This is a genomic window from Glycomyces sp. TRM65418, assembly GCF_019710475.1.
GTDB lineage: Bacteria > Actinomycetota > Actinomycetes > Mycobacteriales > Micromonosporaceae > Glycomyces.
This window is the reverse complement of sequence record NZ_JAJFAX010000006.1, coordinates 307,396-322,478: the sequence shown is the minus strand read 5'-3', so window position 1 is coordinate 322,478 and position 15,083 is coordinate 307,396. Positions and strand designations below refer to the sequence as shown.

Annotated in this window: 18 protein-coding genes; 6 read left to right on the top strand and 12 right to left on the bottom strand. The window is 69.4% G+C overall.

The features are described from left to right. Positions 1-67: 67 nt before the first annotated feature. The 7 genes from K3N28_RS15790 to K3N28_RS15760 form a co-directional block, all read right to left on the bottom strand. Positions 68-391 carry a hypothetical protein gene (locus K3N28_RS15790; RefSeq protein ID WP_228093509.1) on the bottom strand — a complete coding sequence of 108 codons (324 nt, stop codon included), beginning with the start codon at positions 389-391 and terminating at the stop codon, positions 68-70. Positions 392-673: 282 nt separating this feature from the next. Further along, complete coding sequence (locus K3N28_RS15785; RefSeq protein WP_228093508.1) at positions 674-937, bottom strand: hypothetical protein; 264 nt, start codon at positions 935-937, stop codon at positions 674-676. Then, on the bottom strand, positions 934-1,956 hold the full coding sequence (locus K3N28_RS15780; RefSeq protein ID WP_228093507.1) for a hypothetical protein: 1,023 nt from the start codon (positions 1,954-1,956) through the stop codon (positions 934-936). Before K3N28_RS15780 ends, K3N28_RS15785 begins: the two co-directional genes overlap by 4 nt. Continuing rightward, entirely contained in the window at positions 1,953-2,273 is a 321-nt protein-coding gene (locus tag K3N28_RS15775; RefSeq protein WP_228093506.1) for a type VII secretion target, read from the bottom strand. The genes K3N28_RS15780 and K3N28_RS15775 overlap by 4 nt, the downstream gene beginning before the upstream one ends. Continuing rightward, the gene (locus K3N28_RS15770; RefSeq protein ID WP_228093505.1) at positions 2,274-2,627 is read right to left on the bottom strand and encodes a YbaB/EbfC family nucleoid-associated protein; all 354 of its coding nucleotides are present in this window, start codon (positions 2,625-2,627) and stop codon (positions 2,274-2,276) included. Between the two features lie 195 nt (positions 2,628-2,822). Then, a complete protein-coding gene (locus K3N28_RS15765) occupies positions 2,823-3,338 on the bottom strand; it encodes a GNAT family N-acetyltransferase (RefSeq protein ID WP_228093504.1) in 516 nt (171 codons plus the stop codon). Positions 3,339-3,754: 416 nt separating this feature from the next. Continuing rightward, the gene (locus tag K3N28_RS15760; RefSeq protein ID WP_228093503.1) at positions 3,755-4,144 is read right to left on the bottom strand and encodes a RidA family protein; all 390 of its coding nucleotides are present in this window, start codon (positions 4,142-4,144) and stop codon (positions 3,755-3,757) included. Between the two features lie 91 nt (positions 4,145-4,235). Between K3N28_RS15760 and K3N28_RS15755 the strand changes: the two genes are divergently transcribed. After that, the gene (locus K3N28_RS15755; RefSeq protein ID WP_228093502.1) at positions 4,236-4,814 is read left to right on the top strand and encodes an ABATE domain-containing protein; all 579 of its coding nucleotides are present in this window, start codon (positions 4,236-4,238) and stop codon (positions 4,812-4,814) included. Positions 4,815-4,949: 135 nt separating this feature from the next. On the opposite strand, the gene K3N28_RS15750 is transcribed toward K3N28_RS15755, so the two are convergent. Further along, entirely contained in the window at positions 4,950-5,894 is a 945-nt protein-coding gene (locus K3N28_RS15750; RefSeq protein ID WP_228093501.1) for a beta-ketoacyl-ACP synthase III, read from the bottom strand. An 84-nt stretch (positions 5,895-5,978) separates the two neighbouring features. Between K3N28_RS15750 and K3N28_RS15745 the strand changes: the two genes are divergently transcribed. Together K3N28_RS15745 and K3N28_RS23575 are read left to right on the top strand one after the other, a co-directional pair. Continuing rightward, on the top strand, positions 5,979-6,587 hold the full coding sequence (locus tag K3N28_RS15745) for a TetR/AcrR family transcriptional regulator (RefSeq protein ID WP_228093500.1): 609 nt from the start codon (positions 5,979-5,981) through the stop codon (positions 6,585-6,587). Between the two features lie 138 nt (positions 6,588-6,725). Further along, positions 6,726-6,977, top strand: a complete 252-nt coding sequence (locus K3N28_RS23575) for a hypothetical protein (protein WP_374209791.1) — start codon at positions 6,726-6,728, stop codon at positions 6,975-6,977. Between the two features lie 1,185 nt (positions 6,978-8,162). Here K3N28_RS23575 and K3N28_RS15735 read toward each other — a convergent pair. The 3 genes from K3N28_RS15735 to K3N28_RS15725 are packed head-to-tail and all read right to left on the bottom strand — an operon-like array spanning position 8,163 to position 10,246. Beyond that, positions 8,163-9,143, bottom strand: a complete 981-nt coding sequence (locus K3N28_RS15735; RefSeq protein WP_228093498.1) for a RimK family alpha-L-glutamate ligase — start codon at positions 9,141-9,143, stop codon at positions 8,163-8,165. Between the two features lie 27 nt (positions 9,144-9,170). Further along, positions 9,171-9,629: a DUF6463 family protein gene (locus K3N28_RS15730; protein ID WP_228093497.1), complete on the bottom strand. Its 459-nt coding sequence runs from the start codon at positions 9,627-9,629 to the stop codon at positions 9,171-9,173. After that, positions 9,626-10,246: a TetR/AcrR family transcriptional regulator gene (locus K3N28_RS15725; protein WP_228093496.1), complete on the bottom strand. Its 621-nt coding sequence runs from the start codon at positions 10,244-10,246 to the stop codon at positions 9,626-9,628. The genes K3N28_RS15730 and K3N28_RS15725 overlap by 4 nt, the downstream gene beginning before the upstream one ends. A 105-nt stretch (positions 10,247-10,351) precedes the next feature. Between K3N28_RS15725 and K3N28_RS15720 the strand changes: the two genes are divergently transcribed. Both K3N28_RS15720 and K3N28_RS15715 read left to right on the top strand, forming a co-directional pair. After that, positions 10,352-10,783 (top strand): hypothetical protein, encoded by a 432-nt coding sequence (locus tag K3N28_RS15720; RefSeq protein ID WP_228093495.1) that lies wholly within the window; start codon positions 10,352-10,354, stop codon positions 10,781-10,783. 806 nt (positions 10,784-11,589) lie between these two features. Continuing rightward, complete coding sequence (locus K3N28_RS15715; protein WP_228093494.1) at positions 11,590-12,255, top strand: GAP family protein; 666 nt, start codon at positions 11,590-11,592, stop codon at positions 12,253-12,255. Between the two features lie 782 nt (positions 12,256-13,037). Here the strand turns inward: K3N28_RS15715 and K3N28_RS15710 are convergent. After that, entirely contained in the window at positions 13,038-13,877 is an 840-nt protein-coding gene (locus K3N28_RS15710; RefSeq protein ID WP_374209799.1) for a helix-turn-helix transcriptional regulator, read from the bottom strand. 235 nt (positions 13,878-14,112) lie between these two features. On the opposite strand from K3N28_RS15710, the gene K3N28_RS15705 reads away from it, so the two are divergent. Next, positions 14,113-15,057 carry an SDR family oxidoreductase gene (locus K3N28_RS15705; protein ID WP_228093492.1) on the top strand — a complete coding sequence of 315 codons (945 nt, stop codon included), beginning with the start codon at positions 14,113-14,115 and terminating at the stop codon, positions 15,055-15,057. Positions 15,058-15,083: the final 26 nt, after the last annotated feature.

Below are 15,083 nucleotides of genomic sequence, written 5' to 3'. Positions count from 1 at the left end.
CGTCCGAATCGGCGTCGCGAGCCGGCGCATGAGCGGCGGCATCCGCCGCATCGAGCCGTTCTCTCGGTCAGGCGGCCTTCTCAGGGCTCTCGATCCGACGCCGCTCGACTTCGGCCAGAGCGCTGTCGTAGGCGTCGAGAAGCATCTCGGCGAGCTCGCGCTGGTCCATGTCCTCGTGCCCCGCACCGAAATCCACGCCGATCAGCACGCCGCCGCCGGTGACGACGACCGCCGCCTCGCCACCGGGGGACTGGACCCGGATGCCGGCGGGCTCCAGCAGGCGCCGTAGCGGCCGGGACCGCTCGCCGAACTCGATCATCTGCTCGATGAACGCGCGCGCCTCCTCGGCGATGCCGGAGGCGGACGTTTCACGGTCACTGCTCTTCCTCACTCATCGATCCTGACACATTGCGCCGCAAGGAATGTCGCTGATGTCAGAACCTACCGCAGGATTCACCGACCATTCGGGCCCCGGACATCTTCACGCACTGGAGCGAACCGCGGACGCGACGCGGCCGAACACCGGACCATGTCGGCCCGGTGTTCGGCCGCGATACGAAGGCTCAGAGGCCTCACAGGCACCGAAACGGGCTTCCCACTCGTGGTGAGCGGCACCGTGGACGTCGGCGTGGTCGAACGCTTCAGGAGACCGTCCGGCCGAAGGCTCGAACGGTCAATCGCCTCGGGCCCGGCGCCGGCGCTCCTCCTGTTCGCGCAGGAGGTCGGCGGTGCGGGCGCGCTCGGCGTCCTCCTCGGCCCGGCGCCGGCGGCGTTCGTCGGTCAGTCGCTCGTATTCGGCGCGCTGCTCCTCGGTGAGGCCGGCGAGGATCTCGGCCGTCTCGGCCTCCTCACGGCGGCGGTGGCGGCGCCAGGCGGGCGCCACCGCGACGATCAGGAGCGCGACGACCGCGGTCGTCGCGACGGCGCACCACGTCACGGGCCGCCGTTCGCTTGACGCTCCGCCTCCATTTGGCTGTACTGGTTCTCCCCGTGGGCGAGGGAGTTCCCGGTGTACTTGACGGTCTTCAGCCCGTCGATGGGGTTCTTCCAGCTGTTCTTGAGCGGATCCCACGATCTCAGGAGCGCGCCGTCGGAGAGGTTGCGCAACCGGTCCGCCCCCCTGCCGAACGCCGGACCGGAAGCCGTCAGGACCTTGCCGGAGCCCTTGAGCAGATGGTCGGTGGCGTCGTCGAGGGACTTCTTGAGGCCGGTCGAGCCGGTGCCGAACTTGCGCAGGGCGACGACCCAGCGACCGAGCTTCGTCGTGAGCTCGCCGATCTTGGCGACCAGGTCGGCGAAGACGCTGACGGCCTTGGAGACGACCCGGGCGACGGCGGCCGCGACCGGGGCGCCGAAGGTGAAAGGGGCGATGGCCACGGCGCTGCAGAGCCACAGAACCGCTTCGGCGATGAAGTTGGAGATGATCTCCAAGAGCATGGTGCGCGTGATGGAGACGAGGACCCCCGCGCCGGTGATGAAGTTGGCCGCTGACGCCGCGCCCTCGGCGGCGACGTTGATGACCTCGCCGAAGGCGCCGGCGCTCTGCCGGTAGGCGTCGGCGTCGGCACCGTCCCAGTCGACGGTCGACTGGAGCTCGTTCGTCCACTCGGTGGAGGCGTCATGGAGGGCCATGGCGATGTTGTTCCAGGTCTGCGCCAGTCCTTCGATGGCTTGGGGGTTGCCGGCGACCCAGTCGAGGGGTTCGCGCAGGAACGCGATGTGCTCGAACGCCCATGAGACGCCGGCCTGCATGAGGTGTTTGAAGGGGTTGGCGATGAACGAGAGCGCGTCCAGGCCCACCGAGAAGGTGGAGGAGGCGATGTCGCCGAGGTCGACCTTCCCCTGGGTGACGGCCTGACCGTAGGCCTCGCCGGCTTTGTAGACTCCGTAGACGATCTTGGCGCTCTGGGGGAGCGGGGTCTCGGGTTCTCCGGCGATCAGCGGGTTCGCGTTCACGCGTCCAGCTCCTTCAGCAGCGCGTCGAAGATCGCGGCGACCTCTTCGTCATCGGTCTGGTATGTGATCGCGGTCTGGCGGAGCGCTTCCGCGAAGCCGTTGCCGAGGTCGTCGATCGCGTCGAGGGTCTCGGAGCCGTCGTCGAGGAACAGATCCAGGGCCGGCGGGATGAGCTGGGCGAAGATGATGCCGTAGGCGTCCACGTCACCGAGGCGGACCTGCTTGGCGGCGTCGGCGGCCTGCACGACGATCGGCATGGGGCCGTTGACGAGTCTATCGGCGTGGTCGCGCAGTCCCTGGGGGTCTACTTGGGGCATTCACGGCTCCCGGCGAGGCTGGGCGAAGGAGTTGATGACGCCCATGGCCTCGGAATCGGCGCCGAGGAGACCCGCCATGATCTGGGAGGTCTTCTGCCCCGACTCCTCGACGGCCCGGCGGTAGGTGTCGAGGACGAGGTCGGCGAGGCCGTTGGCGGACATGCCGCGGGCCTGCGGGGAGAAGCGCAGGCCGGTGAGGGCGCCGCCGGCGTTCACGGTGACGGTGACGGCCTCGTCGTCGCTGGCGACGGTGGTTTCGGCGTCGGCCAGAAGCTGCTCGGCGCGCCCGGCCTGCTCTTGGATCTGGGCCACTCGGGCGTCCAGGTCCCGCATGATCTCTTCAGGAGTGCGCATCGTCGCCCTTCGCTGTAGCGCTCGCAAACTGAGCTTGATGGTGCGAAAGCCAAGCTAGCCAACAAGAGTGAACAACCCATGGCATGATCTTGAACGAGCCGGGACCGGCAGGGCGCTATTCGGCCCGACGCATCGCCTCCGTATCAGCGAGACCCCGTGACGGCATGCCGGCCGCGGGCGAGGCGGGCGTCCATATCAGGCTGAACGGACGTCGGTCATGTCCGGGCCGAACTCGACCCGGGTCGCCGAAGGGTCGCGGTGCATGATGTGACCGGTGGCAGTGAACGCCTCATTGCCGACCAACGGGCCGGTGCGGGTCTCGGTGATCATGAAGCCCTCGCTCAGATACAGCGCCAGAGCGGCCGGGTTGCCCTCGAGAACGGTCACCTCCATCCGGGTCCCGGTCGCGGCCAGCGCATGCCGCAGCAGCGCTCTGCCGACACCCCGCCGGTAGTGTCCAGGGTCGACGTACAACCAGGTGACCTCGTCATCGTCGAACGCGACGAAACCGGTAACGGTGCCCTCGTCCTCGGCGACCCAGACCTGGCCGTCGAACAGCCCCTCGCCTTCGGCGGTCTGCGCCAGTGTCAGAAAGGCCTCCACGCCGACGGAGTCGCGCAGCTCGTCGAGGCGGGCCGCATCGTGGATACGCGCGATGGCGTCCCAGTCGTCGTCGGCATACGGGCGGATCTTGGTCTTCGCGGGTGGCATGCATGCGATTCTTCCGCCCGGCGCCTGTTCCGTGCAACGCAATAGTCGCGGCGGCGCCGCACGCTCCCGGCGAGCAGAGCGGTCGCCTCATCGATGGCGGCGCGGTTCCCCTGGCGATCCCACCGCGTCTCCGGCTGCACCGACCGCGATCCAGGTGGCGATGGCCCTGGTCCGCGTGGGCCCGGCGGGAAGGCGGTGGTGAGGACCGTCAGCGGGGCGACCGCGGCCGTGCCGAGTCCTCGGAGCACGCGCGGCGATCACGGGCGCCGTCGTGGCGGCGAGTCTGTGGATCGATGAGTGGCCGAACGATCCGGGCCGGTCCATCGGTACTGCGCGGTGTCGGGTCGCCCGGTTTCAGCACCGGGCGACCCGACGGTGAGTGGCGGGCCGCTCCTGGAAGGGTGAGCCCGGAGTCATCAGACGACGGCGACGGCGTCGATTTCGACGAGGAACCCCGGACCCAAGGCCGACACGACGTGGACCGTGATGGCAGGGGGCGGATCGCTCCGATTCCACACCCGCTGAAATGCGGCCACGCCTTCATCGAACGAATGGCCCTCCACCACGGCGATCCTCCAGTGGACGATGTCCGCCAAGCTCGCCCCCTCGCTCTCCAGAATCGTCGCGAGGTTGCGGAACGCCCGCTCGGACTGCTCGCCGACGGTGGGGCCGACGACCTTGCCGTCGGCGTCGACGCCGTTCTGCCCGCCGATGTAGATCGTCTTCGCCGGCTGCTCGACCACGACGGCCTGACTGAAGGCCGGACTGCGGTGGAGTCCTTCGGGGTTGACGTGACGTACGCCCATGTGCTGCCTCCTCGAATGAGGAAACCGGTTATACCGGTTTCTTGTGCGACACCAGTTATACTGGTTTATGCGCACGAACGCAAGAGGACGGATGCTGAACGACCCCCGGGGAGGGTCGTTCCGGTTCGACGCCGGCGCGGTCTGCCTGGACTTCGCCCACACCGGCGGGGAGGGCCGGTATGCAGTGTTCGAAACCCTTCACGACCCCGCCGACCTAGGCGCATGGCTGGCCGAGCCGCCACTGACGGCGATCCTGACCGTCCCCGTGACGTCTCGTGAACTGGCCGAGGCGAAAGTCCTCCGGCAGGCGATCTGGGAGACGGCCCACGCCCAAGCGGACCGCCGACCCCTTCCCACCGAAGCGGTCGCCGCCATCAACCGGGCCGCTGCCGCGCCGCCGCTGACCCCCGAACTCGCCGAAGGCGGCGCGGACATGGAATGGGCTCCACCGGTGCGGGCCTCGCAAGCGCTCTCGACACTGGCCCGAGAGATGATCGAGCTCCTGTCCGGACCACTGGCCGAACGCATCCGCGAATGCGCGAGCGACAACTGCCCGTTGGTGTTCGTCGACTCCTCCCGCCCCGGCGCACGACGCTGGTGCTCCATGGAACGCTGCGGCAACCGCCACAAACTCCGAGCGCTCCGAGCCCGCCAGGCGACGGACCCCTGACCCGTCGCCGGGCGGGTAGGAGACGGTCGGCGACCTCAGTGTCTCCGGATCGATGCCGGACCGGTGGCGCCAACGAGACACGTGATCAGTCGACGGTTTCGAGGCCGCCGTAAATGTGCCTGGGCCGAGCACCGTCTAGGGGACGGCGACGACTTGTCCGGCCCAGGACAGGCCGCCTCCGAAGGCGAACAGGAGCACTGGGGCGCCGGAGGGGATCGCGTGTCGTTCCGCCAGCTTGGACAAGGCGAGCGGCACGGATGCGGCGGAAGTGTTGCCGGAATCGACGACGTCTCGGGCGATGACCGCCTCCTCGTCGAGGCCGAGTCGGCGAACGATGGCCTCGATGATGCGAAGGTTGGCCTGGTGGGTCACCACGCCGGCGAGACCGGCCGGTTCGAGACCGGCGCGGTGGCAGGCCTCTATGGCGAGGTCGGGGACTTCGGTCGTGGCCCAGCGGTACACGGCCTGTCCGGCCTGGGTGAAGCGCGGCCGCCATTCGCCGGCGAGGCGTACCGCATCGGCACGGGCCGGGTCGCCGCCCCACACGACCGGGCCGATCCCGGCCTCCTCGGCGGTGCTGATCACCGCCGCGCCCGCGCCGTCGCCGAGCAGCACGCACGTGCTGCGGTCGCTCCAGTCGGTCACGTCCGACATCTTCTCCGCCCCGATGACCAATGCGTGCCTCGCCGCGCCCACCCGCACCGCGTGGTCGGCAGTCGCCAGAGCGGTGCAGAATCCGGCGCATCCGTTGTTGATGTCGAATGCGGCAGCGGCGGGGATGCCGAGCCGGCCCGCGACTTGGGCGGCGATCGAGGGGCACCGGTCGATCGCCGAGCAGGTGGCGACGGTGACCAGGTCGATGTCGCCGGGCTCCAGACCGGCGGCGCCGAGGGCTTTGGCGGCGGCCGACGCCGCCAGGTCGGTCACCGACTCGTCGGCGGCGGCGATGCGCCGGGTGGCAATGCCGGTGCGTTGCCGGATCCACTCGTCGCTGGTGTCGACCATGGCGGCCAGGTCGTCATTGGTCAGCACGCGGGGCGGCTGATAGTGCCCGAGGGCGGCGATTCGGCTTCCTGACATGGGGTCTCCTCAGATCGACGACCGGACCGCCAATATAGCAACCGATCGGTCGCTAAATGGCTCTCGGTTCGTTAGGATGGCGGCATGAGCCCGCGCCGATCCGTCGCCGAAGCCCGCCTGACCCGAGAGCGCATCCTCCAGCGCGGCGTCGCCGTCGCCTCGGTCGAGGGCCTCGAGGGGCTGACCATCGGGCAGCTCGCCGCCGACCTCGGCATGAGCAAAGGCGGCGTGCTCGGGCACTTCAGTTCCAAACCGGCACTGCAGTTGGCGGTTCTGGACGCCGCCGCGGACGCTTTCCTTCGCATCGTGTGGAGGCGGGCCGAACCCGAACAGCCCGGCCTGCCGCGCCTGCGGGCCGCGTGCGAGGCGTGGATCGACTACCTCGAGCACGAACGCGGGATCTTCCCCGGCGGCTGCCTTTTCACCACCGCCGCAGTCGAATTCGACGCCCGCAGCGGGCCCGTGCGCGATACCGTGGCGCGCCTGCACAAGCTCTGGCGGCGGCTCCTCGCCACCGAGGTCCGCACCGCCGTCACCGCGGGGGAACTGCCGCACGACACCGACCCTGAACAGGTCGCGTACGAACTGGTCGGCCTCTTCATGGCGCTCAATCAGGAGATCCAACTCTTCGCCGAACCTCAAGCCGCACAGCGCACCCGAAACGCCTTGAACCGCCTTCTCGCCGCAGGGTGAGCGCTTGCTTCGAGTGTCCCCCAATGGGTCTGGTAGTAGACCTGGTGTAGAGGATTTCGCCCAGGACCTTGTACCCGAAGGACTTGGGGAGATCGTCGAACCGCTGATCCCGGCCGCCAGTACTACCGGTACTGCGAGGTGGAAGGCGACCTCGACTTCGTCTTCGGACGGGGCACCGCCGTGTTCGACCGATTCCAGATGCACTGCCTCGAACGGGCGACCGGATCTGTTCCGAAGGGTTTTGTCTCCACCCCGCCGGCCAGTGCCGATGTCGACCCCGGACTCCTGGGTGACGCATCGACCCTCGGACCGGGCACCGTGATCGCGAACCCTGCTTCGCGGCCCCGCAGCCGCCGCTTCGGCCGGGGTTCCACCTGGGGTAAGGCCTGATCGGCACCCGTGAGCACGCGCCGTTCGACGATTCTGAGCACGCACCCCAACGCGAGCGCGAACCCGGCGAGCATCGACGTGAGCTGCATCAGGTTCCCTACCGGCGACACGTCCTCGGTCAGCGACGCTCCGGAAAGGACGACCACCACCTGGTAGAGCCCCCATCCGCACAGGCTGCCGGAGCCGACCCACGCGAGTACCGCGGCCCGCCCGAACGGCACCCGCACAGTGGGTCTGAGCATCCGGGCGGCGCCGATCGCGGCAACGAGGGCCGTCGCGGCCGCGATCACCAGGTGCATCCGCTGCGACACCTCCCACCCGGGCTCGTATTCGCCGAACGGGCCCGCGTCCCCGAACTGCCAGACCGCGTATCCGATCGCGATGACCACCGCTGCCCCGCCGCCCCCGCGCACGAACACCGTCTGCACCTCGTCGGTGGCGCCCTTCGCCGGTTCGGCCGGTTGGAACACGTGACTCCAGCGCGCTCTCGCGTACCACCAGAACGCGGCCGCGAGGAAGATCCCCTGGAGCGCGAACGACGCCCCGACGACCGCGTACACCCACGGCTCGACCAGCCCGCCCTCCAACCGCATCGCCTGCCCGCCGCTGACCACCCAGGCGAGCCCGCCCGCGGCCGCTTGCAGCACGGCGGGCACGAGCAGACCGGTCCCGACCCAGACGGGCGCCAGCAGCAGCCAGGCCGGCACCCGCATTCCCCAGCGCTGCGTCAGCGCCAGCGCGAGCACCACCACGAATGCGTCCATGCCGAACGTGATCGCGTTGGCGTACACGAACTCATCCCCGGCGGCGGGGGAATCGGCCGGCACCCCGACCAGGTTGCCCGAGAGCCATAGCACCTTGAGCGCCACATAGGGCACGGTGGCGGCGACGGCACCGACCGCGGCGACACGGCGTCGAAACTGTTGCGGGGGAGGCGAATCGACCATCATGCCGCCATCGTGCCGCCCGCGAACCGCTCCGGCCTCCCTCCGCCGGGGGGCAGCGGTCCCCCGGCGGAGGGAGGCCGGGAAACTCCTGGCGGTCGGTAATTTCAGGGTGGCGTTGAGAACGCCACGCCAGTCGGCAGCCGAGGCGTCGGGAATCGGCGGGGCCTCGTCGGGTTTCGAGTCGCGGACCAGGGACTCACCGCCGCGATCGCCTGCGAACCCGGCTCGTGGTGGGCGATCACGAGCGGAGAACGGCGTCGGCGAGTTTTGCGGCGGCGCCTGGTGCGGTATCGAGATACAGGCAGGGTTCGACGGCTTCGAGCTCGAGCAGGATCGGCTCGGCGTCCGGCCCGGGCACCAGGTCGACCCGTGCGAAGGTCGGGACGCCGAACCGGTCGGAGACCTGGCCGATGACCCGTTCCGCGAGTGCGATCTGGGCCGCGTCGGCTTGGCCGGCGGTGACGAGGTCCGGGTCGAACATCGCCTTAGCGGCGACGACCGAACCGGTTGCCTCCGCAAGTGGAGCGATCTCGTTCGGCCGGAGCACCGGCTTCTTGTGCAGCACATGGGACAGTTCGCCGCCGATGAAGACGAGTGCGGTCTCGCCCTTCGTGCCGATGCCGCGCAGGTACGGCTGGATCATCGCGGTGCGACCCGAGTCGGTGATGCGCTTCACCAAGGCGCGCGCTCGGTCATGATGGGAGGGACTGAACCGTCCGGTGTCGACAGCGCCTGCTGAGATCGTCGGCTTGACGACGACCTCGCCTTCGAGCCTGGGGAGGGATGCGGTCGGACCGACGAACGTCGTCGGGACGGTCGGCGCGTCGATATCGCGCAGATAGCTCTTGTCGGAGTTCCACTCGATCAGAGCGGGAGCGTTGAGCAACCGCCCGGCCCCGACCGAATGCGCCCACTGCACGAATTCGGTTCGGTTGGACGTGTAGTCCCACGTGCTGCGAATCAGGACGCGGTCGAAGTCCTGCCAGTCGACGTGAGCGTCGGTCCACGTGGCGTACTCGCCGCCGAGGAGCGCCACCGCATGGTGGTCGTCCTCGAAACCGTCGGGCAGGGCGGCGCAGGTCGCGATCGCGATCCGCTTCGACGCCTGCCCGCTGAGGGCACTGTGGGGTCCGGTGGAGACCGGTGAGGTTCGCGCGCGCGTGTCTCGGGGAGGCCGTGTCCGTTCGGTGTGCGCTCCTGCGGGGTGTCGGTTCGTCATCGTCGGTCGTCCTTCTTGGGTCTGCGATCAGGTCGTTGAAAGTCGGGCGGCGACCCCGCCTTGGTCGTGGGCCCCTCGCCTGCGGGTCGGCGTGCGGCGCGAGGCGCCGATCAGCATGAGGACTCCTGCGATCAGGAGCAGCAGGAGGGGCGAGGGCCCGGAGGCGATCTCGCCGATGACCGTCCACAGCATCATGAGCCACACGACAGGTCGGGGCGCGGCCGTGCCCCTCAGTCCAAGTGCGATGACCAGTGCGCCGAGCATCAGCAGCGGGAACCCGAAGCTGTTGAAGCTGTACCAGAACGCACCGGTGACCGGCGTGAACTCGGTGACGTTCCGGTTCGCCTGCTCCCAAAGGGCGCCTTGGAACCACGCCTCGCCGTGGTGCGGCGCGACCTGCAGCAGGGCGGCGACCGAGTGGCCGATGCCGCACAGAGTGATGATCGCGCCTCCGGCGATGACGGGGCGGTTTCGCCGCTGGTTCATGAACCGCTTCCTTTCGTTTGGCGCGCCTCGCGTGTCGACGCGTTCGCGGCGGCGGCCTCGAGGTCGCTGATGAGCAGGTCGCACATGCGCACTTGGTCCGCCACCGGAATCGGCGGGACGATGTGCCCGGACCCGATGCCGACGAGATAGATCATCTTGCCGACGTCGTCGGCCCGATCGGCGTCGACGATGGCGCGACACTGGCGCTGCAGGTAGTCGACCCGCTTCGCGTCGACTCGCTTCATGGTCGCCTCGGCCACCGGATCGTGGCTCGCCCAGATCCGCACCTGCGGCTCGACGGCCACGCTCGCCTCGTCGGCCACGGCCGCGCTGATCAGAGCCCGCAGCTTTTCCGCGCCGTCCTCGACCGGGAGTGCGTCGACGAGGTCGATGAACGCCTGCGTCTCGCGCTTCTCGTAGTGGGCCAGCAGCGCGGCGTGATACCCCGCCATGCCCTTGAAGTGGTGGTAGAAAGAGCCCTTGCTCAAGCCGAGACGTTCACTGAGGGCCTCGATCGTCACCGCGTGCACACCCGACTCCGCGAGAACCGCCAGGCCCTCGTCGAGCCATCGCGCGTTCGATGCAGTAGGCATCGCCATCACCTCCATCACGACCATACCATACTGTATGGTACGGTCATCGAGACGAGGCCGCCTCACGCCGGCCGAGCGGCCGACCGCGCGCACACCCGCGACCTTGCCGCCGAGGAGGGGAAAGAGAGCATGTACGAACGGGCCGGCAGATTCCTGTATTGGACGCTCGCGATCGCGGTGGCGGTCTCGGTGGTCCATTACGTCGACAACTACGCGAACTACGACGCCTACCCTGTCCCCCACGCCCACAGCCGGATCCCGGCCCCGCCCGCGACGGTCATCGGCCTCTCGTGGTTCGTGTTCACCGCGTTCGGCGGACTCGCGATCCTGCTTTGGCGCCGACGCGCGATCGTGTGGTCCGCGGTCGCGCTGGGGGTCTACTCGCTTTCGGGGCTGGTGGGCATCGCGCACTACGCCGTGCCAGGCGCTACCGACATGGCCTGGTGGCGGCAGACCCACGTGATCGTGGACGTCGGCTGCGGACTGGCCTTGTCGGCCTTCGCCGTCTGGGCGGCCGTCCGACGCCGCGCGCTCGGCCGCACCGCGTCGAACGAACGGTGACCGCCTGAGGCGACCTCTCGCGCCGTCGAGCACGCGAACCCGCCCGGCGGTATCGCTTATCGAACCGCCTCCTGGATCGATCTGAGTCCCTCATGGACACGGAAGCCCAGTCCAGTTCTCGTTGCAGAGCGGATCCCACCGCACGATCCCACGTGATGGCGGGTCCTGGCGGCGACCCTGACCGCCTGCGGCAAGCGGTCCTGGAGCACGGCCCGTGGGGCCCGGGATTACCTCGTGATCGACTTCGAGCCGCGCGGCGAGCTGCTGGAGCCGGTGCCGGCCCGGGGACACCCTCATCGGCTACGCGCGCGTCCACGCGGGACCAGAAGCTCGACTCCCAGCTCCGTGAGCGTGGGCGCCGGCGGGTCTTCTCCGACAAGCTCTCCTGTAAGAACGCCGACCGGCCGCAGCTCCCGATATCGGCGGCATCCGGTCTGATCGCCGGTCTTTGCGCCCTCGGCCAGGGCCTTGTTCACCTTGGTTCGCGCGTAGGACTCGCGGCCGGAGACGGCTTGGCCGAGGACGTGGACGGCGAACCGCGAGAGGAGCGTGAGCGGGCTCGGGTATCGCCGTTCGGGTTCGCGTCGTTGGAGTTGCAAGCCGGTAAGCTTGCGGCCCTTGGGAGCCAGGAAGCGGCGCCGCTCGGCCGGGAAGGCGGACGGGTCGAGGCGGGTACTGTGTGGTCGGGCGGCGTGGGCCGCCCTCGACCCGGCCTACGGCGCGGGTGTCACAGTGCGGAAGGGATCGCGCATGGGCCGCAACGGTGGCGACCTGCTGGAGCGCGCCCGAGCAAGAGGCGGTGGCCGTTGACAGGCGGACTGCTGTGGGGCTTGACGGGCCTGGCACTGCTCGACTCGGTCAACGCCGCCACGATCTGGATCGTCATCGTGATCCTGCTGGGCGCGAAGCGCCCCGCGCCGACAGGCTGGGCGTTCATGCTCGGAGCCGCGGCGTCGTTCCTGACCTTCGCGTTGATGTTCTACTTCGGTCTGGCGTTCGCGGACTCGGTGCTGGAGGGGTTCACGCTGTGGCTGCGCCGCCTCTTGTTCGCCGGCCTGGCGGTGGGGCTGGTGGTCATGGGCGTGCGCAGGCTCAAGCCCCGCAAGCGAAAGGGCTACACGTTGCCGCCGTGGGTGAACGCCTGGAGCGCCCTGCCGTTCGGGATGCTCGCCACGGTCGGCGATCTCCCCAACGCGTTCCCCATGGTCCTGGCCGTCGAACGCCTCATCGACGCCGACGTGGCGACCCCGGCCGCAGTGGTCGTCCTGGTCGGCTACACCCTGGTCTACGCGCTGCCTTCGGCGCTGATCCTCGCGGCCGGCCTGGCGTTCAACGCGGAGCTGCGCGAGCAGCTCCAGTCGATGCTCAGCGGCCGTACCTCCGGGACCGCCGGACCGAGCCCGAAAGCGGCCGCGGTCTGCTTCGCCGGGGCCGCCGCCAGCCTCGCCGTCCTGTTCCTCTGGGTCGGCTGAACCGACCGACGGCCTTCTGCTCCGTTCGGCCATGCGCGGATTACCGGCGCCGAAGCGAGGCCCTATTCGAAGGAGGACGACCTCGCGCTCGGTCACGATGGGAAAGGCTCACCGGCTCCATCCCCGCGAACATGGGCTTCGACCCCGCGCAGATAGACAACTTCATCGACGAGAACGTCGGCGGTGCCGCAGTGGGACTCGCCTTGCCCCCAGATCCCTACCGCATACCGACAACACCGCTTCGAAACATGTCGAAAGCCCCGAACGTCGTTGTGCGGGGGCCTGGATGCGCCATATCGGGTGAGGAAGCGGTAAACGGTCCTCCAGAGGAACGTACCAAAGCAGAGTGTTTCGACTGTGTGGGGCATTCGCAAGGGTCAGTTGCCCGGTTCGCCGGGTGCGCGGAAACGGCCGCGCACCCTGCCTATAGAAGAAGCCTGGATCTATCGGGGTCCGGTGAGACCGGCACTTATGAACAGCCGCAGCGTCCCGCTGACCGTCGCGGCCCTCCTCACGCCTGCTCCGCGCCCGCAAGGCGCCGCCGTTCGACAACTGGCTCGTCACCTCCTTGGGCCGCGACCGCATCTACGACATCACCGCCGCGAACTCGGCGGCGAACCGCGCGTAGACCTCGAAACGAGCATGCGCGAAATCGCGCGGCAACGCTCCAGTGCGACAAAGTGAGGCACGTCTGTCGATCGGTCGATCGCTTCGCGGGCGATGGAACCGTCCGCCCTCAAGTGCCTCCTGGCGGCGGCTCGGGCATGGCAGGCGGCCGTCGTTCAGTGGGACAGGGACGCCGCGATGGCGGCGAGCAAGCGGAGCTTCTCGTGGCTTTCGCTGCCGGGGACGGCGGTGTAGACCAGCAGCGAGTGCGCGTGGCCCGGGTCGACGAGGTGCTGGCAGTGGAGTTCGAGGGCGCCGACCTCGGGGTGGACGAAACGCTTGACCTGGTCGGGCCGGACGCCGACCTCGTGGTCGGCCCACAGGCGCCGGAACTCCTCGCTGCGGTCGAGCAGCAGATCGGCGAGGTGGGCGGCGCGGGAGTCGGGGCCGCGCAGGGTCAGGACCTCGCGCAGTCCCGAGACGAACATGCGGCTCAGGAAGGCGTGCTGGTCCGGGGCGTAGAAGCGGCGCGTGGCCAGGTCGGTGAACCAGCGGTACCCGAGGCTGCGTTCGGGTCCCTTGAAGGAGGTGGTGTCACCGGTGAGGGCGACGCCGAGCGTGGACTGCTTCAAGGTCTCGCCGAGTTCGGTGACGATTTCGGCGGGGGTGTCGTCGAGGCGGTCGAGGACGCGCAGGAGGCCGGGGCTGATGTGCTCGCTGACCACGCCGCTGGTGGGCGGCTGTTGGCCTGCGAGGCGGAACAGGTGGTCGCGTTCGAGGCGGGACAGGTGGAGGCCCTGAGCGATCGAGGCGAGCATCTGCTCCGAGGGCTGGGGGCCGCGCTGCCGCTCCAGCCGGGCGTAGTAGTCGACCGACATGTGGCACAGCGCGGCGACCTCCTCGCGCCGAAGTCCGCTGGTCCTGCGGCGAAAGCCCCGCGGCAGGCCCACGTCCTCCGGTTGCAGCGCCTCGCGGCGCGCCCGGAGGAACTCGGCCAGCCCGGTGCGGTCGATCAAGGGTGCCTCCTTCTTGAGAACTCCATGTATACAGCCGCCGAGCGTGCCCAGCCACGACTTGACGATCCCCCCTTCAGGCGGCGAGGCGCGACCTTCTGAGCCGGAGAGCGGCGGGTCGGTGACGGCCTGTCCGGCGTTCGAGGGGCGGCTCCTGCAGCCGCGGATCGGGAAGTCCTGGATAGACGCCGCGTCGTCGGCGATGGTGATCGCAGCAGGCATCAGAAGGAGGAGCACCATGTCACGTCGAGCGATCGACATCGTCGTCCCGGATCTGTCGGGGAAGCGCGCGCTGGTCACCGGTGCCAGTGACGGCATGGGACTGGGCATAGCCGCCCGGCTCGCCGCGGCCGGCGCGGAAGTCGTCATGCCGGTGCGCAACCAAGGCAAGGGCGAGAACGCGATCGCGGAGATCCGCCGCGGCACACCGAGCGCGGAGGTCTCGCTGCGCAGCCTCGACCTGTCCTCGCTCGAGTCGGTCGCGGCCCTCGGCGAAACCCTCCGCGCGGAGGGCCGCCCGATCCACATACTCGTCAACAACGCCGGCGTGATGGAGCCGCCGAACCGGCAGACCACCGCAGACGGGTTCGAGCTGCAGTTCGGCACCAACCATCTCGGCCACTTCGCGCTCGTCGCCCACCTGATGCCGCTGCTGCGGGCGGGCCGTGCCCGCGTGACCTCGCAGATCAGCGTCGCCGCGTGGCGCGGAGCGATCAACTGGGACGACCTGAACTGGGAGCGCGGCTACCGCGGCAGGCGCGCCTACAGCCAATCCAAGATCGCGTTCGGCCTGTTCGGTCTGGAACTGGACCGGCGCAGCAGGGCCGGCGGGTGGGGCATCACCAGCAACCTGGCTCATCCGGGGGTGGCCCCGACGAGTCTGCTTGCGGCCCGGCCCGAGCTCGGCCGCAGCGAGGACACCGCGCAGGTCCGCCTGATCCGCTGGCTCTCGACCCGCGGCATCCTGCTGGGCACGGTCGAGACCGCGGCACTGCCCGCGCTCATGGCCGCCACCGATCCCGCCGCAAAGCGCGGCGCGCTCTACGGCCCCAACGGCCTCGGCGGCCTCGGCGGCCCGCCCGCCGAGCAACGGCTGTACCCGCCCCTGCGCAGCGCCGAAGCGGCTGCCCGCGTCTGGGAGGTCTCCGAGCGGCTCACCAAGACCACCATCTCCACCGCGTGAGCTTTCCAGCACGGAGACATGGCGTC

Bases quoted from the DNA above. Each gene is read 5' to 3' on its own strand.
- K3N28_RS15775 (WP_228093506.1), bottom strand. From the start codon at position 2,273: ATGCCCCAAGTAGACCCCCAGGGACTGCGCGACCACGCCGATAGACTC.
- K3N28_RS15770 (WP_228093505.1), bottom strand. From the start codon at position 2,627: ATGCGCACTCCTGAAGAGATCATGCGGGACCTGGACGCCCGAGTGGCC.
- K3N28_RS15765 (WP_228093504.1), bottom strand. From the start codon at position 3,338: ATGCCACCCGCGAAGACCAAGATCCGCCCGTATGCCGACGACGACTGG.
- K3N28_RS15760 (WP_228093503.1), bottom strand. From the start codon at position 4,144: ATGGGCGTACGTCACGTCAACCCCGAAGGACTCCACCGCAGTCCGGCC.
- K3N28_RS15755 (WP_228093502.1), top strand. From the start codon at position 4,236: ATGCTGAACGACCCCCGGGGAGGGTCGTTCCGGTTCGACGCCGGCGCG.
- K3N28_RS15750 (WP_228093501.1), bottom strand. From the start codon at position 5,894: ATGTCAGGAAGCCGAATCGCCGCCCTCGGGCACTATCAGCCGCCCCGC.
- K3N28_RS15745 (WP_228093500.1), top strand. From the start codon at position 5,979: ATGAGCCCGCGCCGATCCGTCGCCGAAGCCCGCCTGACCCGAGAGCGC.
- K3N28_RS15735 (WP_228093498.1), bottom strand. From the start codon at position 9,143: ATGACGAACCGACACCCCGCAGGAGCGCACACCGAACGGACACGGCCT.
- K3N28_RS15730 (WP_228093497.1), bottom strand. From the start codon at position 9,629: ATGAACCAGCGGCGAAACCGCCCCGTCATCGCCGGAGGCGCGATCATC.
- K3N28_RS15725 (WP_228093496.1), bottom strand. From the start codon at position 10,246: ATGGTCGTGATGGAGGTGATGGCGATGCCTACTGCATCGAACGCGCGA.
- K3N28_RS15720 (WP_228093495.1), top strand. From the start codon at position 10,352: ATGTACGAACGGGCCGGCAGATTCCTGTATTGGACGCTCGCGATCGCG.
- K3N28_RS15705 (WP_228093492.1), top strand. From the start codon at position 14,113: ATGTCACGTCGAGCGATCGACATCGTCGTCCCGGATCTGTCGGGGAAG.